This is a genomic window from Bdellovibrio sp. HCB274 (assembly GCF_047306075.1).
GTDB lineage: Bacteria > Bdellovibrionota > Bdellovibrionia > Bdellovibrionales > Bdellovibrionaceae > Bdellovibrio.
This window is the reverse complement of the sequence record NZ_CP178623.1, coordinates 2124653-2147054: the sequence shown is the minus strand read 5'-3', so window position 1 is coordinate 2147054 and position 22402 is coordinate 2124653. Positions and strand designations below refer to the sequence as shown.

The following is a 22402-nucleotide window of genomic DNA, read 5'->3' as shown; positions in this document are numbered from 1 at the left end:
TTAACCTAGAATCCTTTATAGATAAGGGGTTTATAGTGAAATTAAAGGTGAACTTTTCTTTGACGCAGCTGGAATATGTTATGGCTGTCCATAAGTATGGACACTTTGCCAAGGCCGCAGAGGCTTGTTTTGTGACTCAGCCCACCCTAAGTATGCAGATCCAAAAGCTTGAAGACGAGCTGGGTGTCGTCATATTTGATCGCACCAAAAAGCCAATTTTACTGACTGATTCAGGCAAGAAACTTATTTCTCAGATGCAGACGGTTCTGTTTGAGGCGCGCAAAATTGAATCAATTCTTTTGGAAGGCACCAAGGGTTCTCGCAAAGGGATTCTTACTGTGGGAGTGATTCCGACAGTGGCGCCGTATCTTTTGCCTCGCTTATTGCCTGTGTGTCTGGAAACGCTTCCGGATTTGGAATTGAATATCAAAGAAATGCAAACGGATCATATCATCGAAGCTTTGAATAAAGATGAAATCGATGTGGGAGTGCTAGCCACTCCGACAGAAGTATCCACGATGTTTGAATACCCACTGTACTACGAGCCGTTCTATGTTCTGTGCGATAAGAACCACGACTATGCTCAACAAAAGAAAATCAAATATCAGTCCCTGGCTATGGATGACATCTGGCTTTTGGAAGAAGGCCACTGCTTGCGCAACCAAGTCCTGGATCTATGCTCGGTGAAAAAGAAAAAAGGCATCGAGCGCAAATACAAATTCGAAAGCGGCTCCTTGGAAACTCTAAAAAACCTGGTGGACCTGTACGGCGGCTACACTCTGTTGCCACAGCTCGCAACTCACACCATCGGGGAGCGCAGCCAAGTAGTACAATTCGAGCGTCCGATCCCGGCGCGGGAAATCGGACTCGTCTGCCGCCGCGAACACTACAAATCAGAACTAGTCGAAGCCCTAGGCGAGGCCATCATGAAAGCCATCCCCGAGGACCTTAGAAAAATAAAACCCAAAGACCTCGACGTCCTTCCAATCACCTAAGTACCGCAGCGCGTTCCCGAAAGGCGCCAGCCACCCTTTGGCATTTCTTTGTTGAAATGTTGGGTGTGGCGGTGCGGTAGGGGTGGCGTCCGATGGGAAGTTCACTCACCATATTCTTGTCGAGTTTATTTTTAACAAGGAGATTTTGGTGAAAGCAATCGGATTGATGATGGTGGCCTTATTTGCAACTTCAACTTCTTTTGCTGCGGCTTCGTATCGTTGTCCGGTTGTAAGCCGTGACTTGTCGAATGCGCAAACTGTGACCCTGGTTCAAGACTGCAAGGATGGATTGACGATGACTGTTTCTGGCGGTGGTGAAATTCTGGTTTCTAAAGCCGTGAAGTATGACTGGCAGAATTCGGACGAGCATAACAAGCTTTTTAAATCCGCGGATCGCAAAACTCTGGTTTATGTTCAAACCAACAACGTGGGGCTAAATGTCGAAGTCCACGATGTGAACTATATGATCAGAACGAACTATTGCCAGCAAACGGGCTGGTAGTACCCGAAGCATTGTCTAAAGTTTTAACATACAAGTAAGTCTTGCATGGACCTCAGGGGCGACTCTGGGGTCTTTTGCTTTTTATGATATAAGGGAGCCGTGTTGTTTCTCTAACTATTTGTCGGAGTGGACTATGAATACGGTAAAATCGGTTCTTACAGTAATGATCGTGGCGTTAGCAGTTGTTGGTTGTGATTCCAATTCTGGTGGTCACGGTGGTAATAACGGCGTTTATCCGCAGCCTACAGTCATCGGTCCCTATGATCAGGGTCAATATCCCGGTCAATATCCAGGCGGTCAGCCCGGAAATCCTAATGTAAATCAAGGCGGCATTCAGCCAGGCAACTACGATGCTACTATTCGTTGTGATAACGAAGTTGCGACGGAGCGTATGCAGGATGTGGCAATCAGCTTCTCTTTAAAGCGCAATGGTTCATATAATCAGGAAATCATCAGCGTTGATTACCGCTGCAGACAGAACTGTCACATGATTGCTGAAGGTTCTTATTCGACCAATTCAGGCGGCATCACATTAAACCAAACTCGTTTGGTGAACGAATACGGCGGCATGCTTCAAGGTCCTCGCAACAACACTTTGCAATTGGAAACAGTGACGGTGGCGACCGCTCCGACATCAAATAAAAGAAGCAAAAAAAGTTCTTCTGTGATCGTTCTTAGAGACAACGGCACTGATAATGTGTGCGGTGGTCCTTTCAGAATGTACCTAAAAAAAGAATCCAACCGCTCTCGTAACTAAATGTAAATCAGGCAAGCCGGGTGTGCTCCGTAAGAGTACGCCCCAGGGCTCATTCCGTCACGCTGTCTAATCCTTAGACAGATAAAATCTATAGGGTCTAAATTAACATAATTGAAGCTGGATCTGCGCTTGCAACTACCCCTCTGAATAATGTTTCAGTGGAGTACACGTTATGAAAACGGTCGCATCAGTGCTGTTATTAATAGGTCTTAGCCCAGCTGTTCACGCCCAGGAAGGCGGCATTGCCTCTGCCTATTCGTTTGGTGGAGCTTGTGCCTCTCAAGGGGTGTGGACTCAGTCAGCTCTTTCGGCCACGCAGAACCTGCGTAAAGTCACTCTGCAATTAAAAGATGATCCCAACTGTAAGGCCCTTGGAAATTCAGTGCAATCGGCGATTGCCACACTGGAAGACACAGTCAGGGGAGCCTCTGATACGCCGGCTCGTGTAAGCCGCCTGTCCCAATTGCCTCAGGAAATCAATGCACTTCGAACATTTCTAAACAGTGCCCCGGATATGAAGCAACAAATCCTGCGCACGATGATGGATCGCTCTATTGAAAGCGCCACACTGGGCGCACAGGTTGATCAAAGCCAGGCAAATATGACGGCTGCAAATCAAACTGCACAAAGCCTTGGTGACTTTGGAACACGTTTGCAACGAAGCACGCAAACCGGTCTTTCGATGTTAAATCAAGTGGTGGATTCCATACCGCAATTGGATCAGTGTTTAACCGGAGACAATCAGGCAGTCCTGGGTAACATGATCAGTTCAGCAGTTAAAATCGCCTCTTCGTTTGCCTCTTCGGGTCAGGATATGACTGGGAGCCAGATTGCAACGACTGTTTCCAAATTGACGAATCTGACCCGCGAAAGAAAGTACACGGCTGTTCTTAGAAAGTTGAACCAGCAGGAGTTCATGTCGTCGATGGCGTGTTTGATGGAAGTGACCAGTGAGTCGTACTGTCAGGCCCGTGACGGCATGAGACTTTTCCAAAAAGGTATGAACGATCTAAAAGTTCAGAAAAGTAAGAACTCTGACCTGGCTGCGGGAAATCCCTTTGTCGGCTATTATGTTCTAAATACGCACGTTCCAAATATCACAAAATGGCTGCAAAAAATCCAGATCGGTGTGGATCCAAAGCTTCCCACGGATGCGACCTTCCAGAATAAGATTCAGCAGGAAGTTGTGGACTTCTATAAAGGCGTAAAAACCTTGCTAGGGGATTTCAACTCCAGCGTGGCAACAATCCGCACACTTCCGAATCTTCAGGCCAAGCAAAATGCCGTATTAAAATTATTGATTCAGACCACAAGTTCCATGGTGGGCGCACAGGGTTTTGGTCGCAATGATGATGCGATGAACTTCTTCCTGATGAGTACGAACTCCATGAAGATTCCGTTTGCTCTATTGGGCATTCCGGTTCCAGATCAGGTATCTGGTAAGGCCATGCCGATCATGTCTTATGATGAATGGCTGCGCGCAAATATGGAGAACATTCCAAGCTTTAATGATCCCGTAGCTTTGACTGAGACTATCGGTCAAAATATGCAGGAAATCATTCGTACAGCCAATGTCTCTGCCATTGAGTATTTCAATCGTTGGTACATCGTTGATAAAGCCGCATTGGTGAATGAATCCACGATCGATATCAATTACACTGTTCAAGACAGTCTTAAAGCGATCAATCAATATTTAGAGGCACAGAAATCCCGTCTGGCCACATACAACAGCAACACGAACATCGTTCCCACAATTCTGGATACGCAGGTTCGTATCAGTAAAATTTTAAAAGCTTATGAAAACCTGGAAGTCATCGGTAAGAATGCCCTGGCGAATAATGCCAGTGTGACGGAGTCCCAGGAACGTATTCAGGCAACGGCAGACGCTTACGAAAAACTGGTGACCACGGTATATGAACAGTTCAACGTGATGCAATCCCGTTCAGGCTTCCTGGCAAATCGCATGGTGAACTTTGTGTATCAGGATTACATCATGCTTTTGAAAAACAAAGTTGATTTCACTCCGTACCAGGAAGATCTGTTTTCGGCTTCCGGTATGGCGATGCTTGATAAGATGCTTGCTATGTACAACGGAAATCCTTCCAACGTACAGACTGACTTAAATATGGCCTTAAGAATCAACAAAGGAAATCTGGAGGCTTTAGATGGTCTTTTGAAAGACAATGTGATCGGTACGATCGCAAATCTTAAGCAAATTCAAAACGGTGAAAAAACCGGATTCGTGGCGCGTCTGGATCGCACTTTGGAAGACAGTTCCCAAGACTGGGTTTCCACTGCCAAAGATAAGAATCCTACAATCAGAAAAGTTATGAAGTTCCTTCATAAGTACTCTCTGGGCAACTTAATCTCTGGAACCTGGTACGGCTTCAAGCATTCCGATCGCTATGGCAGCGAACTGGACATCGCAACAGCGCCCCAAAGTGAGTTTGATGATGCCGAGAACGTGCGCGCGCAACTTTGTGTGCAGGCGTTGGCTTTCAATAATCAGAATGGTTTGAAGGAGCTGTGTCAGGGTGTTGTTTTGAAAACACCACTTCCAACGAATTTAAAAGGTATGAATGTATCTTATGATCAAAAGCTCGTGGCCTACCTGAATGACAAGTCCATGAATGCGCAAAAACAGCAATCGTTCAACCACTCGGACCGCATCTGTGCTTTCCGTGACTTTAACATCCGCAACATGGCGGTGTTCATGTCCCTGAACCAGACAAAATAAACGAAGGGCTCTTACTTACTAAGAGCCGCCAGCTCCGACTTTATTAAATTCCTGAACCACAATCGCAAAGGGTCTTTGTGGGTTCGGGAATGCCAGATCATCCGCAATTGAATGTTGCCCATCGCAAGGGGTGTTGGCTGGATTTCAATAGGAAAGTACTCTTTGTATTTCTTAAGTAAAAGAGTCGGAGCCGTCAGAACCAGATCCGTCTCGGATAAAGTAAAGGCCATTCCCGTAAAACTATAAGAGCCGAATACGATAGTGCGCTTTAATTTCTTATCCCCGAACTTTTTTTCCAGATTGTCTTTAAAATCCCCCTGCAAAGTAATCAAGGCGTGATCCAAATCATAAAACTGCTGCATCTGAAGATCGCCTTTAATCAAAGGATGCTTTCTTCTATAGGCTGTCGAGAAGCTGTCCTCCAGGACTTTGGTTTCATAAAACCCCTCTGGAAGATTCTTATAAAAACCCGCAATCGCAAGGTCGAAGGTACCCTCTTCCAATTCTTCTTTAGGAAAATCGCCTCGGGTCGGGCGGATGGAGACCTGCAGATTCGGGGCTTCTTTTTTTAGCCTTTTAAGAATGGCTGGAATCATTAGTATTTCGATGTAGTCTGAAGCAGCAATAGTGATTCTTGCATCTGCTTTTAAAGGATCAAAGGATTCCTGATCCTGGGTAAGTGCTCGGGCTTGTGCCATCAAATTAATGATTTGCGGGCGAAGTCGTAGTGCAGTCTCAGTAAGAGTCATACCCTTGGACGCCCGAACAAACAGCGCATCACCGAAATGATCCCTAAGTTTGTGCAGCCCGTGACTGATTGCAGACTGAGTCACATTCATTTCCTGGGCGGTCTTTGACACATTTAATGTGCGGTAGAGACTTTCAGCTACTGACAAAAGATTCAGGTCGAGCGGTTTTTTCATAGCACCTCTGATATGAGTATAATAGATAGCTTATATGAAAACAATGAATTGGAATTATAAATAGATAACTGGCAACGTAGTTGTTGTAGCAACTTACTTGGAGGTATGTATGTTAAAGGTATTCAGTTCATTATTCCTGGGATTCTCGCTAGCTTCGTCCGTCACCTTGGCTCAGTCCACCAAGGACCAGCAAAAAAGAGCGCTGATTGTCGTCTCAAGTCACGATAAATTAGGTACTACCGGAAAGCCCACGGGATGGTATTTGTCAGAAGTGACCCACGTTTATTATCCTTTAATCAACGCGGGATTCATTGTTGATTTTGCCAGTCCTAAAGGCGGAGCAGCTCCTTTGGATCCCGGAAGTCGTGATGAAAAAGACGAACTGAACAAGCGTTTTTTGCACGACAAAGCAGTCATGAAACAAATTGGCAGGACTCTGTCATTAAAGAATGTAGATCCCAACAAGTACACGGTTATTCATTTTGCGGGCGGCCACGGAGCCATGTGGGATTTTCCGAACAATCCTGAGTTAAGTCGTGTTGCTGCTGGAATTTACGAAAGCGGTGGAGTGGTCTCTGCTGTTTGTCACGGTCCGGCTGCATTGGTGGATATAAAACTTTCCAATGGAGAGTATTTGATCAAAGGAAAAAAAGTAAACGGATTTACTAATGCTGAGGAGGAAGAGGTGGGGCTTTCCAAGGTGGTGCCATTTCCTCTTGCAACAAAATTGCAAGAACGTGGTGGGATCTATGAAGGCGGAAAAAACTGGGAGGATAAAGTCGTGGTCGATGGACGATTGATTACGGGACAGAATCCTCAATCGGCCCACAGTGTGGCCACTAAGTTAGTTGAGTTGTTATCCAAATAAAAAAAGCCCCAGGTTGATAGCCTGGGGCTTTTTGCTTTTTTAAAATAACTAATTACAGACGAATACCTTCAGCTGCCACAGCTTCTTTCACTGTCGGGCGCTCTGACATAGCCGTCATGAACTTTTGCAAAGCCGCGTGTTGAGTCGTGTCCACGCCAACCAAACCAGTCCAGCGAAGAACGTTGTAAGCGTAGGCATCAGCCACAGAGAAGTTCTCACCCAAAATGTAAGGCGATGTCGCCAGGTGGTTGTTCAAAACAGCCAAACGCAACTGAACTTTACCTTTGATCTGCTCTTTTGTTTCTTCGTTCATTACCGCGCCTCCGAACAGAGAACCCAGGCCTTTGTGGATTTCCGTCGCGATAAAGTTCAACCACTCCATAGCTTTATAGCGTTCCATTGTTCCAAACTTCGGCAGAAGGTTTTTTTCAGGAACCTGGTCTGCGATCCACTGCAGGATCACTGCACCTTCAGTCATCAAATGACCGTTCGGCAGTTGCAAAGCGGGGATGTAACCCTTTGGATTGATTTTTTTGTAGTCGCCGCCAGAGTACTCCTTGGCTTTAAGATCAACTTTAACAAGTTCAAAGTTCAAACCCGCTTCACGAAGAGCGATTTGAGAAGCTAGAGCACAAGCGCCTGGAGAATAAAATAGATTCATTTCCTAATGTCCTTTGTTAGGGGAAAGTGGCTTAAATGTATCAATAACTGATACAGATGTAAAGACATTAAAAACTGCGAAGATTTCTCAGTACTCTAATGGCCAATAATAGTAGGCCACACCGCACAATAAGGCGCCAACAACGTAGGTATAAAGAGTGCTGCTTACAAAGAGGGGGTAAAGCATTAAGGCGAGGCCAACCCAAACGTTGGGGGAGTGGCCATCCTTACGACCTTTGCGAAAAAGATAGATGCCAACGATTCCAAACAGTGTGCCGCCGATCAGAGCACCAACACTGTAATCAAGGCCCAGGGCCTGCATCATTTCAAATGGTGAGAGTGGTTGTTGGAATTCGTCCATGCAAGAATATTATGGCAGCAATATCCCGGCAATCGCAAGCGAGTTTACTTCTTAGCGAGGCAGTCCCTGTTCCAGTAAGCTTCAATTTGGCATTGGGGAGCTCTGGTGCGGACGTTGGGGCTGCAGGAAACACTCTGTACTTCATAAACCAGGGCCGTGCTGGCAATACGAGTGTATTTTGCAATTCCAATCTTATCCAGGACATCAATCACTTTTTTAGCTGTATTCTCTGCGGGCTTTGGTTTTAAAACGCAAAGGTGATAATCAAATCCCTGTAAATTGATTCCGGTTCGGCATTCAAAGGCAGAAATCGCAATATTGTTTTTAATTGTACTGCGATTTTCATTTCCCAGAATAGTACCCAGCAGCTCGGCTGACAGGGCGGGGCTTACGTTTCGGGTCTCAAGGCAATTCGGACGATAACCCATGTCCCAATCGATTCCAACGGAGGCCGTATGCACAAGCTCGTTTGATATTTTGTACTGAGGATCGGGGATGCGTGCCAGGCCCAGAATTTCATGCATTACCAGACGGTATTTCTGTGATCTGGGTTTGTTACTCCAGGATGCACCATCCAGATCAATGCGATTGATGTCAGGATAATTGATGGCATCCACCAGCGAACCGTTCAGGCTCAGGGGCTTGTCCGATACGACCAGTTTAGTTTTTTGAAAAAGATCAACCAGGGACTGGGTAAAAACCGTTTGGCCTGTGGAAAGTTGGATCACTTCCCGCAGATTCAAGCGTTCAACCATCTCAATTCCCATGTCATAAAACTCTGCAGCTTGGCCATTGCCACCATTGCGTGTCCCAAAAGAGTCATCGCCGCCGGCGAACACGTGCAAAGGCAAAATCAGAAGAAGAGCCAGGATGAGGTTTTTCATTTTTGCAGATCCTTTGTAACGCGGAACAATTGAATGCCCATGTGGTAGACATGTTTTTTCTCGGGACGGGCAGCAGCCAGGCGAATGATTTTGGAAAAACACTCTTCCATAATATCGCGGGCCTTTTCCAAGTCTAGCTCGTCAAAGGCCAGCGTTTCAGAACCGACAAATTTTTCCTGGGAGGTTTGCGTTTCCAGTGACGTGATCGCTTTTTCCATCATCTGACGGTGAAATTTTCGCAAAGCTTCGTGCTTGGGTGCGTTTGCCAGCAGTTGCGCCTTCGCTGATTTTACCGCGCCATTTTCATCTTTAACCAAAAGGCCCAGTCTAAAAAGACGATCTAAAGCTTCAACCGCTTTTGTCGTGTCAATATCCAGATGTTGCGCGATGGTTTTCGCATCCAATGTATTTAGCGTGGTGTTTGTCATTTTCATGATGGCTACGTGATGCCAATCCGAAATCAAATTGAAAATATCAATATCCAGCTGTTCAGGTTTTTCCCTCGGTGCAAGTGAAAAAATAGTTTCCAAAAGTTCAGCTCTGGCTTCGTCAGACTTTACAGTGTCGTACTGAACCAACGCCAGAAAGTAATCAGTTCTTTTTTTATTGAACTTAAGACTCTTGGCCATTTCCAAAGCACGCTTGGCAGAAAGATTTCTTTTGCCGCTAAGAATAGAAGAAAGCATCGCGGAAGAGATCTTTAGTTGTTTCGCCATCGCACGCATTGAGTACTGATCATTATCAGAAATGCGTGCGTCGAGTTCCTGCTTTAGAAGTTGTCTGTAGGTCATCGCCGTCATGGAAGTTGCTTAGCAAAGTAAAAACAAAGTTTCATCACAAAAACGCAATGTTCTTCGTCACTAATGCAAGGCAACTTGAATGTTTACAACTGTAATCAATGGCTTTTCATTGTTGAAGTCGCTATTCTTCAAATTTAAGAGGTTGATATGCCTGAATTGCCAGAGGTGGAAGTTGTTCGTAAAGGTCTGGAAAAGATTCTTCGCAAGCAACCGATTCTTACAGATATAGAACTCAAGCGCCCGGATCTGCGCGATCCCATTCCGTTGAAACAATTGAAAACTTTGATTGGTCAAAAAGTAAAACGCGTCGAGCGTCGCGCGAAATATCTTTTACTTTGGACTGACAAGGGCGGAATGCTTTCGCACTTGGGAATGACCGGAACGTGGCGAGTCGCCCCACAAGGTGATGAGCGTTTGCATGATCACATATATTTGCATTTTTCTGGCGGTCTGCGGTTGGCTTATCGGGACCCGCGCAGGTTTGGGATCTTTGATTTTGTGGCCGCAGATGATGTCGCTGCGCATCCAAGGTTGAAGATTCTTGGCCCGGAACCGCTGAGCGCGGAGTTTACCGGTGAATCCTTGTGGCAAAGTTTGCGCAATAAAGAGGTGGCCTTGAAGGTTGCCATTATGGATCAAAAAGTTGTTGTTGGGGTGGGGAACATCTACGCCAGCGAGGCACTTTTTGCCGCGAAAATTAAGCCGACTTTATCAGCAAAAAAACTCTCTCTTGAGAGAGCAAAATTACTGGTGAAAGAGATCCGTCGCATCCTTGCTGAAAGCATTGAAAAGGGTGGTTCTTCGATCAGTGATTTTGCTCAAACTTCAGGCGAAAGTGGATACTTCCAAAACACTTTCAAAGTGTATGACCGCGCGGGTTTGCCCTGTGTTGTTTGCAAGCAACATATAAAATCCAAGGTCATGGGCGGTCGAAATACTTTTTGGTGCGGCCACTGCCAGAAATAATTTTTAAAATTTCGTTGCTAAGCCATAATAGTTTTGTATAACTTAGCCCTTAGTCGAGATTAACAAAAAACTCAGGCGAACCAATGTCGGTAAGTCTGGAATTTATTTACGAAGGGACACAACAATGAAAGCTATCGTTATCGCAGCTTTGCTAGCACTTTCTTTCACAACTGGTTTCACTTGCTCTAAAAACCAACCAGCAGAAACTACAACTACTGAAACTACAACTACTACTGAAACTGCAGCTACTCCAGCTGAAGGTACAGCAGCTCCAGCAGCTGACGCTACTGCTACTCCAGCAGCTGATGCGACTGCTCCAGCAGCTCCAGCTGGCGAAACTAAATAGTTTGTCTTAGCTGACGCTGAAAAAAGCCAACCGGTGACGGTTGGCTTTTTTTTTTGCCTTGCGGGCTGATGAAAAAGGCCCATCTGCTGCGTTGTCGGGTGCGGTCCTCGCTCCAACGTGCCTGGGGCACGCCTGCGCTGCGGTTCGCTCCCTCCGCCTTGCATCTGGACCTTTTTGATCAGCCCTCGTGTTTGTCTGTTTTTTGGCTGGCCCTGCGGGCGCCGCTGGGTTCTGGCTGGCTGTCGCCTTTTGGCGACTTAGCGCCGCTGTGGTGGCGGCTTTCAGCCGCTTTTTGGGGGCTTTGCCCCCTTGCCCCCCTCCGGGGATGGGGAGTGGGAAAGGGGAGAGATTTGCCGGTTTTTTTGTGTGAGGGATTGTTGGGAATAGAGTTGGGGCTCTGGTTTTGACAGTACTTAAGCCCTCGTATTTGTTAGGAATTATTCATCGTTCTCTTGCGTGCCCTCGGATTTAGGAGTGTAATTAATGGGGTAAGCAATAATAAGGAGAATCACGGTGGATTCAATCAACGCGTTGTATGGGTATTTCTTAGAGTGTTGCACTTGGGCCTGGGTATTGGGCTCGATTGTGGCGCTTTTGTTTGTTGGCTTCTTTGGAAGTCCTTTGATCGTGTGGACGATCGTTTTGGCAGCTATCATGGTGGGCTTTGCGGCTCCGATGTGGCTTTGGATCGTGTTCGCTGTGGTGGCAGTGATCTTCAACGTTCCGCCGATTCGTACGGCACTTATCACTTCGGGTGTGTTTGCGATCTTTAAAAAGTTCCAATTCCTACCGAAAATTTCTGACACTGAAAAAGCCGCTCTGGATGCGGGTGTGGTGTGGGTAGAGAAAGATCTTTTCTCTGGTAAACCTAACTTCCAAAACCTGATGAATGAACCTTACCCGGATTTGACTGCGGAAGAAAAAGCATTCATGAACGGTCCGGTTGAGCAGCTTTGTAAAATGATCGACCACTGGGAGATCTACAAAACTAAAGACATTCCTCAACCCATCTGGGATTTCATCAAGAAAGAAAAATTCTTAGGCATGATCGTACCTAAAGAGTACGGCGGTCTTGGTTTCTCTGCACTTTGCCACTCTGAAGTTATCATGAAACTATCTTCTCGCTCGATCGCGGTTGCGATTCAGGTGATGGTTCCAAACTCTTTGGGTCCTGCAGAGCTTTTGGCTCACTACGGTACTGATGCTCAGAAAAATCACTGGTTGCCTCGTTTGGCTGAAGGTAAGGAAATCCCTTGCTTCGGTTTGACAGAGCCAAACGCGGGTTCTGATGCGGGTGCCATCGTTTCCAGCGGTGTGCTTTTCAAAGACACTGATGGCAAAATCAAAATTAAACTTAACTGGAATAAACGCTGGATCACTTTGGCTGCGATCTCTTCTGTGATCGGTCTTGCGTTCCGTTTGCGTGACCCTGAAAATCTTTTGGGTAAAGGCGAGGATCTTGGCATCACTTGTGCTTTGATTCCTTCCAGCACTCCGGGTGTTGTTCTTGGTAAACGTCATGATCCACTAAATACTCCGTTCTATAACTGTCCTACACACGGTAAAGACGTTGTTGTCGACGCTGAAGAAGCTATCGTGGGCGGTATCGCCAACGCTGGTAAAGGTTGGATGATGTTGATGGAGTGCTTGGCTGCAGGCCGTGGTATCTCTCTTCCAGCTCAAGCAACGGGCGGTACTAAGTTAGCTGCTCGCGTAACTTCTGCTCACGCAGTGGTTCGCCGTCAGTTCGGTGTTTCTATCGGTAAATTCGAAGGTGTTGAAGAGCCTCTAGCGCGCATTGGTGCGACAGCTTATACACTTGAAGCAATGAGACGTTATTGCTTGGGTGCTCTTGATAAAGGTATCAAACCAGGCGTTATCACAGCGATGCAAAAATACTATACGACTGAAATGGGTCGTAAAGTGATCATTGATGCGATGGACATCATGGGCGGTGCGGGTATCTCTATGGGACCTCGTAACGTATTGGCCGAGATCTATATCGCAACTCCAATCGGTATTACAGTTGAGGGTGCAAACATCATGACTCGTACGTTGATCGTCTTCGGTCAGGGTGCTCTTCGTGCGCATCCGTTCGCATATGCTGAAGTAAAAGCTTACGAAGCAAATGACCTGAAAGGCTTTGACCGTGCATTCTTCGGTCACATCGGTCACATCATCCGCAATACTTGCCGTGCGATCCTGTTGTCTTGCTCTCGTGGTTACCTGGCTTCAACTCCAGACTGTCACCCAGAGATGAAAGTTTACTTCCGTCGCATGTCCTGGACGTCTGCTACTTTCGCATTGCTATCTGATATCGCCATGGGCGTATTGGGTGGTTCATTGAAAATGAAAGAGAAAATCACAGGTCGTTTCGCTGACATTCTGGCTCACATGTATATCGCGACTGCGATCCTACGTCGTTTTGAAGCAGAAGGCCGTCGTGAGGAAGACCTGGCGTTTGCTCACTACAACCTGAAAATGTGCATGGTTGAAATTCAAAAAGGTTTCGACGGTATCTTTGATAACTTGAAGATCCCGGGTTTCCGTTGGTTCTTCAAAGGCTGGATCGGTGCTTGGTCTCGTATCAACTCCATCGGTTCCCAGGCGTCTGACGGCTGGACTCACGCTATCGCTGCTGAAATGATGAAAGAGGGCGGTATCCGTGATCGTTTGACAGATGGTATCTACCTTCCAAAAGAACGCGATCAAGCGGTAGGTCGTTTGGATTACGCTTTCACAGTTTCTCTAAGAGCTGAAGCTGCTGAAAAGAAAATCAAAAAAGCGATCCGTGACGGCGTTCTTCCTAAGAAGAAAGCTAACATGCTGGTTGATGAAGCTTTGGCTAAGAACGTGATCAACGCAGAGGAAGCCGGCCTGATGAAAGAAGCCGATGCCGTACGCTACGACGCGATCCTGGTGGATGAGTTCACAGAAGAACAATACCACGCTAACAAAGTGATTCGCTAAAAGGTACGCCGTACCTTTTAGGGGTGCGGCGAGTTACCTGTAAGATATATTTGAAAATGAAAAACCCCGGTGATGAGCCGGGGTTTTTTATTTTCATCGATTACCAGTTTTGTGCTTTTTTAGAAGTTTCTTTCATGTCGATTGCCGCCTCGATGGCAGCGTCGCAGAAGTCATAACCGCAAGCATCCCTTTTCGCTTTATCTTCGATGAAAGCTTCAGTTGCGTCGATTGTTTTTGTTACTTTAACCATGCCTTGTTCAGCTCTGTAGGCGATGTAGCTTACTTCGTAAATGCCTGCGCTTACGCGTGTAGCCTGAACATCTGCAAATGCATCTTCCGCTACCAGATATGTAGCTCTCATGTTGCCCATTTCTGCAAAGCTGTTGTAAGTAAAATAGATCGTATGACGAGGGCTTACGTCTGTACTCGAGCCGCTGTCCGTGACAACAACTGTGATTTTTCTAAGAGCAGAGTCTCTTCTTGTGGCAGACAGGCGGATAGCCTGATCAATGTCGTCCGGTGAAATTTGCGCTTTAGTTGGCGCCAAAGGTGCCGCGTGAGAAGTAACAGCAGCGGACAAAGCGATTGCGAACATAACGATCTTTTTCATTTTAAAACTCCTTGGATTTAAGTTTGTTATCTTGTGATGGGACACTGTGTACCAAAGTATTTTTCTGATTAAAAGAGGGGTGGTGACCACAGGGCACCACTAAGCCGCATTACAAAAACATTATTCGATGTTTACTGTCTCAGTGCCTTTTTATTTCGAATTGAAGCGCAAATAAGAGGGGTAAAACTTTCAGGATCGTGATTGTTAGCAGGGGCACTGGCGGAAATTTTAAAGCTCTCTACCATAGTACCTTTAGCGGAGGTTACCTTGAGATACCTACAAGCAATGGTTTTGCCAGCGGTGATGTTCTTTATGACAGGTAACGCGCAAGCCGAACTGCAAATCACAGCGAACACCAATATCTGGGCCGTACCGTCGACATCGAAAAGCTGTAAAGCCTGGAAAGAGAATCAAGAGGAGAACGACATAAAGGCCAAATACATTAACCTGGGTAATCTCAGTTTTCTATGGTCTGATCATGTGCGGGATCTGCGTCTTAAGGAGATCCGCGTCTCGCTTCGCGATCCTGTATTGGTCAACGGCGAATATCTATGTAAGGTTTCTGGGGCGGATCTGCAGTATCTCGGCGAGGGCGACTGGTTGACGATTAAAAAGGCCGGCAGTCATCAGTATACCTATGTGGCGACAGACTGTCCTATGCTTTGTGGCGGTATCGCATTTCAAAAAGATGTTGCTGCAACTATGAACGGTAAAATCGAAGTCATTGGCGAAGTGAACAACGACGGAAAGCTGGAAGAGCGGGTTTACGGTCTGCCAATTTCCGTCGACAATCTGGAGTTCTAGCGGGGACTGCTTGCAGGAAGAATTTGTAGGGATTTGATATTCAGTGACCAGCCCACATGCCAAATGATTCCTATGGCAATATAATGAGGATCAAATATGTAAGCCAGAAACGGCGCTGACTCGGTATTAAAATAATACCAGGCTCCCAAAATCTGAATGGGAATTAGAAAAGCCAGGATCTCTCCCAAAGATTTGCCCTGTCCAGAATTTGAATTTCGCACTGAGTACTCGTACCAATCCAAAAAATGCACAAGAGCCGTATAGGTGATAATCACACTGGCGGCGCCTTGAAATTTCCCAAAAAATAGAACCAATATCAAAATGCTTAAAAGAGAAAGCTGCCTGCGCGTGCGGTTAAAGCGTTTTTCTGCGCTCGCCAGCGATATAATCAATGCTGCCAAACTGAAAACCAAAAACAGAAATCCCCAGAATTTATGGTTCTGCAGATGCAAAGCTAAGATAGCAAACGGCAAAACCAAAATCTCAGGAAGTACTTTTAGCGATAAAGGCTTCTTTTCGAAAAACAATTCATCAATGGAAAAGTGAATTACAAACAGAACTTGCGAAACCAACGCTACAACCGTGGTAATGAATAAACTTTTTGGTGGCAGAAAGTAAATCAAACAGAAAAATGCCAGCAAAGCAGTCAGGGTGAAAAAAGAATTGTTCGTACTGCGACTGCGTCGATAGAAGCCATGAAATCCATGAGCCACAATCAAAGGAGCGCCTACAACTGTAAACATAGCGTTCGCTGGCAGCAAGAGGGCTGCACTCAAAGCTAAGACTCGCCATAAATAAAAAAACATCTGAGCATTTAAGATCAATTTCTTCCTTTCGTGCGGCTGTCGCTAGTTAAAAACTGAACGCAATAAAGTCAGCAACGCACAGCAGGGTTGTGTTTCCCAGCATAAATGGAAACAATCTAACTTCAAAAGAAATTTTAAAGCGATAGGTTATTCGGTATGTTTTGGATTTTAATACCTTTGCTCTTTAAGAGCCTTTTTGTGATGGCACAGCCCACATACAACACGGGTGCCTTCTGGCGCGCAATCGATACAGAGATTCCCGAGTGCACAATATCTTCAGCACTTTCAGGTTGGCGTAGCTACTCTGCTGAAACGATCAACTTTAGTTGCAGCGATGACTATAGAGTCGCAAAAGTCGAATGCCGTTTGAACAGCGGAGCCTGGACCAACTGCAACACTCTTACATCATATACTTCTCCGACACTGGCGAATGATACAACTTACACCTTTCAAGTGCGTGCAACAGACTACTTTGGTAAACAATCTGCCGTAGGGGCTGCGCAGACGCGTACGTGGTCGGTGGATTTGGCATCACCTTCAGTCAGTATCACAAGTTGGACCGGAACCAATACAGGCTCATCGCGCGTGTATTTTTCCGGGACCGATAATGAAAGTGGTGTCGCCAGCTATCAGTGTTCTATTGATACGGGCACAGCCAGTTGGGCGGCGTGTTCTGGCTCCTATGCTGAAGCCACTGGCAGCGCCGGTGTCACTTATTATTTCCGGGTTATCGTAACAGACAACGTAGGTCGGGTCAGTGGACAAGTGACCACCAGCTGGCGCAACGGAAATTGGGGCGGCTGGAGTGGCTGTTCTGTTTCTTGCGGTGGGGGAACCATGACCCGCGCGTGTAATAATCCGTCTCCCACGGGAAGTCCGCCAGGAATGGGCTGCAGCGGTATTTCCTCGCAGACCTGCAACACACAGTCCTGCTGTACGAATGCCAACAACACGTCAAATATGTGCCCCGGAAACTATTATTTGCTCCAGGCATATGCCAATTCGAACCCTTCTTGTCCTACGCCTTATACGCAACCTGGAGAAGGAACTGGTGCCGCAAAAGTGGATTCAGATCCAGCAGTGCCGGCGGGATCGGTTGTATCTTGTAGAAGCGGTTCCATTTATCGTAGTGCCCTGACACAGACTCAGATCTGTGCAAAAGAATGCACGTGGTGGTACACGGCAACCTGTACTTGTAATTAGGTTGATTATGTACGAAGCAGTAGAGGTCACCTTTAGTTATGCTGGAAATCGCGATTATCTGGATATCACCCAAATTACGGGTGTGATCTGGGATGCGCTTTTTAATAAGTATCAAATAAGAAAAATTCATCAGGTTCACTTTAAACTGGTCAGTCCGTTGTTTCGGCAGGGACGCCTGGAAGAGATTGACCCTTCACAGGTTCCGACGGATGCAGCGGTGACGCTACGTTTTCTGGACGAAGAAAACAGAGAGCGGCATTTTGTGGTTTATTCCGATCGCACACCCATTGTCGCGCGTTTCCCAGAAGAATTCAGCGAGGACGACCATTTTCAGATTTCTAAAGAGTCTGTCAGATATAACGGCGGATACCACCATCCTAACCGCTTGGTGTATCTTATCACCAAAATGTGCCGCGCTCACGTGGTTCGCTATCTGCAGGCTATTAAACCGCAAGCCGTGCAATTTTTTATTCCGACCTATGATCTGGTAAAGGATCCGGTCGAGGAGTTTGTATTTGAAGTTCGTCCTTGCGGGCGACCGCGCCATGGATTTCAACGCTATAACTTCACACGGGACGGACAGGATTACGGGTATGGGTACGCGAGGTTTCAGACGTGATGAAGTCTTCCGGGCGCATTCTTTTTTGGGTTTTGCTTGTCGCTGGCATTTGGCGAATTGCTTCGCAGTTTGTATTGCCACGAGTGGAAACCCGACGGGTGGCCGTGGGCCCTTTTGCGCATGCCTTTATAGGTGATGGACATTTTCAAAAAATCCACTGCGAAGTTCAAACCCCACGTGGTCTGGAAGTGGTGTCTTTGGAAAATATCAATAATGAACGTTCCATGTTGTTAAGTGAAATCACAATGCGCAGTTATTGGGCGGCGGTGGAAGGCTTTGTTTTACCACCGGAGCGACAGCGTATTTTAAAGAGAATGTTTTGTGACGAAAACGTCGCGACAAAGTTGAATTTGCCGGACGGAATTCAAAAGGTCTCGTTATGGAGAGAGGCGCGCAGTCTTTTCCCAGAAAGGTTAGAGCAAATTGAAATACAGTGCCTCTAATATCTTTCTGACTGGGAAATTTCTTTTGAGTTTTACGCTGCTTTGGGATTTTAGCAGGGTGTTGCTCGATCAGGCCAACTGGGCGCTTTGGAATCATCAGGTTGTCTCATTGTTCTGTGCGATGGCGGTGGTTCTGGGATGCGTGGGATCTTTCCGGGATTCCTTGCGACGTCCCTTGGGTTTGTTGTGCTTTTTGGGGTTTGTGGTTTTTTATTATTTGAATCCGGCTTCCATCTCTGTCGCCACCGGAATGGTGGGTTGGTTGTTATTGTGGATTATAGTGCAAACGCAGAAGGCGCAGTGGAATGATTCCTCCTGGCAGTTTCATACATGGGCTCAGGACGTCCTTTGGATCGTCATGGGTCTCACCTACGTTGATGCCGGATTGGCAAAACTGCTGCATCCCCTGTGGTCTCAAGGGCAGGCGTTAGAAACGATTGCGCAAATGGGACCCTCGATGGTTCCTGGATTTGGCAGAAAGATTTTGGCGGAAAGTGGCCTCGTTGCGAAAGTGGCTACCTGGGCCACGATACTATTGCAATGCGGGGCGATCTTGCCTGTTTTCTGGAAGCGCAGCCGTGTTTTTTTCTGGTGGGCCCTGACATTGATGCATGTATCAATTGCGGGTATTTTCGTCCTGCAGGCATTGCCGGTTTATATGCTGGCCTGCCAGGCATTGATGTTTGATTATAGTTTTCTTCCTCAACTGAAAGCAAAGAGAGTTCTGGCGTGAAGAGTTTAGTTGTAGTTTTATTTAGCGTCTTGCTATTAAGTTCCTGTTCCTGGTTTCAAAGAAAGCAGATGATTACAATTGGCATTTCGAAATTGCCGGAAACTCTGGATCCGGTGCAATTCAATCTCAATCCCCAATCCAGCATCGTAAGATTGTTGCATCAACCTCTGCTTAATTTCGTAGTTGATGCGAAAACGGGCGAGTACCGCATTGAAGCGGGAGTTGCTGAAATACCTTCGGTTCAAGGTAAGAAAATCCTTATTAAAGTTAAAGAAGGCGCAAGATTCACTTTCTGGTCGGACTCCGAAAAGACCGTTAGGGACGTTGAAGCGGCAGATGTCGCGGCAACATTATTGCGGGTTGCCGATCCGCAAACACATTCCATCGTGGCTCGGGATCTGGATGGGATTGTCGGGATTCAGGAGTGGAAGAAACTTTCACCAGAGGATCGACGTATTAAATATCCAGCAGGATTTTCTTTTCCGGATAAAATGACCCTGCAAGTTGAACTTCAAAAAGCCAATCCATTTTGGTTTCAAACACTCGTGAAAACACAGTTTTTGGTTCTTCCCAAGGAAGCTTATCAAAACAAAGATTTCACCTCATGGACAAAGGGAACTGGAGAATTTCATATTCTTTCTCAGGACGAAACGGCTCTGGTCATTGGCAAGGGCAGAAAAGATGATTTCAGGCTGACATTTCTGGGTAAGCAATTAAGTAATCAGCAGATGTTTGATGCCGATAAAGTTCAAGTTCTGTTTGTGCCCGAAAGTATTCGTTTGGGGGATTTTAAGTTTTCAGTATTCACAAAAGAACTGGAGCGGCAAAAAGGTGTCCTGTTGGTGGGGCCAGCACTGAACCTGGGATATCTTAAAGTTTCGCCCCAGTGGATGAGGAAAAACCCAGACGGAAAACAGCGCATCTCTCAGGGACTGCGTCGTGAAGAGATCGTCAATGCTTTGCTGCCGATGACGGGGAAACCCTTGTTGCAAATTGTTCCTGGAGTTAACGTGAAGTCAGCGGACTCCAAATCTGTTACGGGTGGAAAGCCCTTAAAGTTAAGCTTGGGATTGCCTGATATAAGCGAAGTTCGCTCTTTTGCGGATGCGATTACAGAACAGTTGGGACGACAGGGAATCACTGTGCAAACTCAGTTCCTTCAACCCGAGGTACTGGAAAAAGAATTCGCCACGGGCCGTATCGATATGATTTCCCAATACTGGGTGATGGATGCTCCGGACTGGACAGGCTTCATGAATTTTCTGGAGACAGCATCACCAGGGCTCTCCGCAAAATGGAATCAGGCGGTGGCGAAGCAAGCTCTGCCAGAAGCTTTGCAAACTGTGAGCAGTGCAGTTGGAACAAACTCAGGGTGGATTCCTTTGATTTCTTCTGGTCGCATGGTTATTCACAAAAAAAGTATCCAGGGTCTGCGCTTTGACGGGTTGTTCGTGGATTTCAGTCAGGCGCGGATTGATTAAAATATGAAGTGGATTGTTGGTCTTTTTATTCTAATGGGCATTGTGGTCGCCGGGGACCAGGTGCTTTTACGCTGGTTGAAACAGGAAAACCTGGATAAGGCCATCGTGGATTATCAGAATCTTTTACTGGATTCCAAAAAGTCTGACGTGTCAGGATTAATTTGTAATCGAAAAATGATTTTGGCAAAAGACGGACTTACCAATCAATTTCGGGAAAACACTCCTAAAGAACCCGGTGAATACAGAATACTGATGCTGGGTGGTTGGCCGGTTTTAGGTTTGGGTCTTAAACCCTGGGAAGGATTGGCGGAAAGTACGGCTTACTCGTTAAACCAGTCTTTAGCGCAAATTCCGGTGAAAACTCCGCTTAGTAAGTTTTCCATCGTAAGTATAGCTCGGGGAGGCATCTCGTTACAGGAGCAGATAGCGACTTTCGAAAATCTGCAGAAAGAATATCAGTTTGATCAGGTCGTTTTCGTGGTATCTCCGGATTTGCTGATCGAACAAAAGGTTCCCGGTGAAAAAGTTATTCTAAATCAATCCAGTGGTCTTTTGATGGCCTGGCAGATAATGCATCTTGATAGCCAGGAAGTTTTAATACCGCCGCAGACTACATCAGAATTATTTACGGATAAGAATGTCCATGCTCTAAGAGATAACCTGGCTCGTTTCAAAGGCGAAATCGCGCCAAAGTATCAGGTGGATTCCATCGTGTTGATCGCGCCATCAATGGGTGTTTCTCCCGACATGCAAGAAGTCATGGATCGGGCCTTCGTTCGCGCAGCAGATGAGGCAGGTTACCTTACCGGGACATTATCTATTAAGGATGTCGCGTCACCCAGTTATGATAAAAATATTTTACTTCCGACAATATCAGCATCACACACCTTTGCTGAACAACTTAAAAACTACATTATGCGAAGAGGTATTCGTCAGTGAAAACGTGGCAAGAATATATTCCTAAAAAGAAATGGATGATGGGATTGATATTTTTAGGCGGAATGCCAAATCAACCGCAATCACATTTTTCATCCAGTCCCATGGCGGCCTTAAGAATTCCGGGTCCGTTGACGGCGCAGCCGGTATTTTCCAGTAAGACAGCGGAAATCTATTTGTCACGAATGAATCTTGCACAAAAACTTTTTTCGGTGGCGGCGGCGGTTCCTGCAGGTGTGGACGCAGAAATCACACCGGCACTTTATCGGTGCATGACTCAGCAGACCCGGGAACTGGGTAAAATGATTGATCTTGATCCCAAGAAGATCATGCCTCGCAGAATATTTATGACGTTCGTTGAAACTTTCGATGAAGCCGGCGCGGCTAATTGCACTTCGATGACCAATCGAATTGATAAGAATGCGATTCAATTCTTGGTGTGCTTTGATCATTCCCGAATGAATAGTTGCCGCGCTTTGACTTCGGAAGATTTTAAAAAAGAACTTAAAAACGTCGAGGCGCAAACGGCAGAGCGGGAGAGTGCCCATGGAGAATTCGTTAAAGCCATGGATACGCTGTTAAACAAGGTTTCAAACTAAGCGGTTTTTTCGATGAATCAACACGAGGCAAATTAAATTAAATGCCGTAACTAAAAAAGGAACCGGAAAGAGCGCTCCGGCTTCCTGATACATGCGAAACGCAATATAGGAGTCATTGAGTCCCGTCCAAAGCAATAGTACCAGAAGTTGCCACCATATTTTACGGGTGGGATTGTGGGACGCTGATTGGCAAAGGAAATACCAGGCAGCAGCGAAACCGATCAGAGTCGAAAGATTAAGGTGGACGGAAAAAAGAAATCGGTAAGGCAAAGGCTTTGGCAGATAAGTGGCTCCCAAATAAACGGCGGAAAGAAAAGGCCCCAAGGCTGAATAGGCCATCCAGGAATACAGTTTATTGGGAATCAGATTGTTATTCATTTTCATAGTTTAGTAAGAATC

Annotated in this window: 24 protein-coding genes; 16 read left to right on the top strand and 8 right to left on the bottom strand. The window is 46.2% G+C overall.

What is annotated here, in order from left to right; genetic code table 11:
• The first annotated feature begins 35 nt into the window (after window positions 1–35).
• The 4 genes from ACLWNV_RS10500 (at window position 36) to ACLWNV_RS10485 (ending at window position 4991) form a co-directional block, all read left to right on the top strand.
• Entirely contained in the window at window positions 36–995 is a 960-nt protein-coding gene (locus tag ACLWNV_RS10500; RefSeq protein ID WP_413584363.1) for a hydrogen peroxide-inducible genes activator, read from the top strand.
• A gap of 148 nt (window positions 996–1143) precedes the next feature.
• Window positions 1144–1497, top strand: coding sequence for a hypothetical protein (locus tag ACLWNV_RS10495; protein ID WP_413584362.1), 354 nt, complete (start codon window positions 1144–1146; stop codon window positions 1495–1497).
• 133 nt (window positions 1498–1630) lie between these two features.
• Complete coding sequence (locus tag ACLWNV_RS10490; RefSeq protein ID WP_413584361.1) at window positions 1631–2254, top strand: hypothetical protein; 624 nt, start codon at window positions 1631–1633, stop codon at window positions 2252–2254.
• Window positions 2255–2426: 172 nt separating this feature from the next.
• Entirely contained in the window at window positions 2427–4991 is a 2565-nt protein-coding gene (locus ACLWNV_RS10485; protein WP_413584359.1) for a hypothetical protein, read from the top strand.
• Window positions 4992–5002: 11 nt separating this feature from the next.
• Here ACLWNV_RS10485 and ACLWNV_RS10480 read toward each other — a convergent pair whose 3' ends face one another.
• Window positions 5003–5914, bottom strand: a complete 912-nt coding sequence (locus ACLWNV_RS10480; protein ID WP_413584358.1) for a LysR family transcriptional regulator — start codon at window positions 5912–5914, stop codon at window positions 5003–5005.
• A gap of 109 nt (window positions 5915–6023) precedes the next feature.
• Between ACLWNV_RS10480 and ACLWNV_RS10475 the strand changes: the two genes are divergently transcribed.
• Window positions 6024–6782 carry a type 1 glutamine amidotransferase domain-containing protein gene (locus ACLWNV_RS10475; RefSeq protein ID WP_413584357.1) on the top strand — a complete coding sequence of 253 codons (759 nt, stop codon included), beginning with the start codon at window positions 6024–6026 and terminating at the stop codon, window positions 6780–6782.
• Window positions 6783–6834: 52 nt separating this feature from the next.
• On the opposite strand, the gene gstA is transcribed toward ACLWNV_RS10475, so the two are convergent.
• The 4 genes from gstA to ACLWNV_RS10455 all read right to left on the bottom strand — a co-directional run bounded on the left by gstA (window position 6835) and on the right by ACLWNV_RS10455 (window position 9487).
• On the bottom strand, window positions 6835–7443 hold the full coding sequence (gene gstA, locus ACLWNV_RS10470) for a glutathione transferase GstA (RefSeq protein ID WP_413584356.1): 609 nt from the start codon (window positions 7441–7443) through the stop codon (window positions 6835–6837).
• An 87-nt stretch (window positions 7444–7530) separates the two neighbouring features.
• A complete protein-coding gene (locus ACLWNV_RS10465; protein WP_413584355.1) occupies window positions 7531–7803 on the bottom strand; it encodes a hypothetical protein in 273 nt (90 codons plus the stop codon).
• A 44-nt stretch (window positions 7804–7847) separates the two neighbouring features.
• Complete coding sequence (locus ACLWNV_RS10460) at window positions 7848–8687, bottom strand: hypothetical protein (RefSeq protein WP_413584354.1); 840 nt, start codon at window positions 8685–8687, stop codon at window positions 7848–7850.
• On the bottom strand, window positions 8684–9487 hold the full coding sequence (locus tag ACLWNV_RS10455) for a TIGR02147 family protein (protein WP_413584353.1): 804 nt from the start codon (window positions 9485–9487) through the stop codon (window positions 8684–8686). Before ACLWNV_RS10455 ends, ACLWNV_RS10460 begins: the two co-directional genes overlap by 4 nt.
• 147 nt (window positions 9488–9634) lie before the next feature.
• Between ACLWNV_RS10455 and mutM the strand changes: the two genes are divergently transcribed.
• From mutM to ACLWNV_RS10440, 3 genes are all read left to right on the top strand, one after another.
• Entirely contained in the window at window positions 9635–10453 is an 819-nt protein-coding gene (gene mutM / locus ACLWNV_RS10450) for a bifunctional DNA-formamidopyrimidine glycosylase/DNA-(apurinic or apyrimidinic site) lyase (protein WP_413584352.1), read from the top strand.
• 124 nt (window positions 10454–10577) lie between these two features.
• The gene (locus tag ACLWNV_RS10445) at window positions 10578–10799 is read left to right on the top strand and encodes an acylneuraminate cytidylyltransferase (protein ID WP_413584350.1); all 222 of its coding nucleotides are present in this window, start codon (window positions 10578–10580) and stop codon (window positions 10797–10799) included.
• 513 nt (window positions 10800–11312) lie between these two features.
• Window positions 11313–13769 carry an acyl-CoA dehydrogenase gene (locus tag ACLWNV_RS10440; protein WP_413584349.1) on the top strand — a complete coding sequence of 819 codons (2457 nt, stop codon included), beginning with the start codon at window positions 11313–11315 and terminating at the stop codon, window positions 13767–13769.
• Between the two features lie 100 nt (window positions 13770–13869).
• Here the strand turns inward: ACLWNV_RS10440 and ACLWNV_RS10435 are convergent, their stop codons facing one another.
• On the bottom strand, window positions 13870–14379 hold the full coding sequence (locus ACLWNV_RS10435; protein ID WP_413584348.1) for a hypothetical protein: 510 nt from the start codon (window positions 14377–14379) through the stop codon (window positions 13870–13872).
• A 267-nt stretch (window positions 14380–14646) separates the two neighbouring features.
• Between ACLWNV_RS10435 and ACLWNV_RS10430 the strand changes: the two genes are divergently transcribed.
• On the top strand, window positions 14647–15183 hold the full coding sequence (locus tag ACLWNV_RS10430) for a hypothetical protein (RefSeq protein WP_413584347.1): 537 nt from the start codon (window positions 14647–14649) through the stop codon (window positions 15181–15183).
• Here ACLWNV_RS10430 and ACLWNV_RS10425 read toward each other — a convergent pair.
• Window positions 15180–15926 (bottom strand): hypothetical protein, encoded by a 747-nt coding sequence (locus ACLWNV_RS10425; RefSeq protein ID WP_413584346.1) that lies wholly within the window; start codon window positions 15924–15926, stop codon window positions 15180–15182. The genes ACLWNV_RS10430 and ACLWNV_RS10425 overlap by 4 nt on opposite strands.
• A 264-nt stretch (window positions 15927–16190) precedes the next feature.
• On the opposite strand from ACLWNV_RS10425, the gene ACLWNV_RS10420 reads away from it, so the two are divergent.
• The 7 genes from ACLWNV_RS10420 (at window position 16191) to ACLWNV_RS10390 (ending at window position 22003) form a co-directional block, all read left to right on the top strand.
• Window positions 16191–17192, top strand: coding sequence for a hypothetical protein (locus tag ACLWNV_RS10420; protein ID WP_413584345.1), 1002 nt, complete (start codon window positions 16191–16193; stop codon window positions 17190–17192).
• Window positions 17193–17199: 7 nt separating this feature from the next.
• Window positions 17200–17811 (top strand): hypothetical protein, encoded by a 612-nt coding sequence (locus ACLWNV_RS10415; protein ID WP_413584344.1) that lies wholly within the window; start codon window positions 17200–17202, stop codon window positions 17809–17811.
• The gene (locus tag ACLWNV_RS10410; protein WP_413584342.1) at window positions 17808–18254 is read left to right on the top strand and encodes a hypothetical protein; all 447 of its coding nucleotides are present in this window, start codon (window positions 17808–17810) and stop codon (window positions 18252–18254) included. The genes ACLWNV_RS10415 and ACLWNV_RS10410 overlap by 4 nt, the downstream gene beginning before the upstream one ends.
• Before the next feature lie 58 nt (window positions 18255–18312).
• Window positions 18313–18987, top strand: a complete 675-nt coding sequence (locus ACLWNV_RS10405) for a hypothetical protein (RefSeq protein ID WP_413584341.1) — start codon at window positions 18313–18315, stop codon at window positions 18985–18987.
• 68 nt (window positions 18988–19055) lie between these two features.
• Window positions 19056–20468, top strand: a complete 1413-nt coding sequence (locus ACLWNV_RS10400; RefSeq protein WP_413584340.1) for an ABC transporter substrate-binding protein — start codon at window positions 19056–19058, stop codon at window positions 20466–20468.
• A gap of 3 nt (window positions 20469–20471) precedes the next feature.
• The gene (locus ACLWNV_RS10395; RefSeq protein WP_413584339.1) at window positions 20472–21407 is read left to right on the top strand and encodes a hypothetical protein; all 936 of its coding nucleotides are present in this window, start codon (window positions 20472–20474) and stop codon (window positions 21405–21407) included.
• Window positions 21404–22003 carry a hypothetical protein gene (locus tag ACLWNV_RS10390; protein ID WP_413584338.1) on the top strand — a complete coding sequence of 200 codons (600 nt, stop codon included), beginning with the start codon at window positions 21404–21406 and terminating at the stop codon, window positions 22001–22003. Before ACLWNV_RS10395 ends, ACLWNV_RS10390 begins: the two co-directional genes overlap by 4 nt.
• Here the strand turns inward: ACLWNV_RS10390 and ACLWNV_RS10385 are convergent.
• Complete coding sequence (locus ACLWNV_RS10385; RefSeq protein ID WP_413584337.1) at window positions 21995–22381, bottom strand: hypothetical protein; 387 nt, start codon at window positions 22379–22381, stop codon at window positions 21995–21997. The genes ACLWNV_RS10390 and ACLWNV_RS10385 overlap by 9 nt on opposite strands.
• Between the last annotated feature and the right edge of the window lie 21 nt (window positions 22382–22402).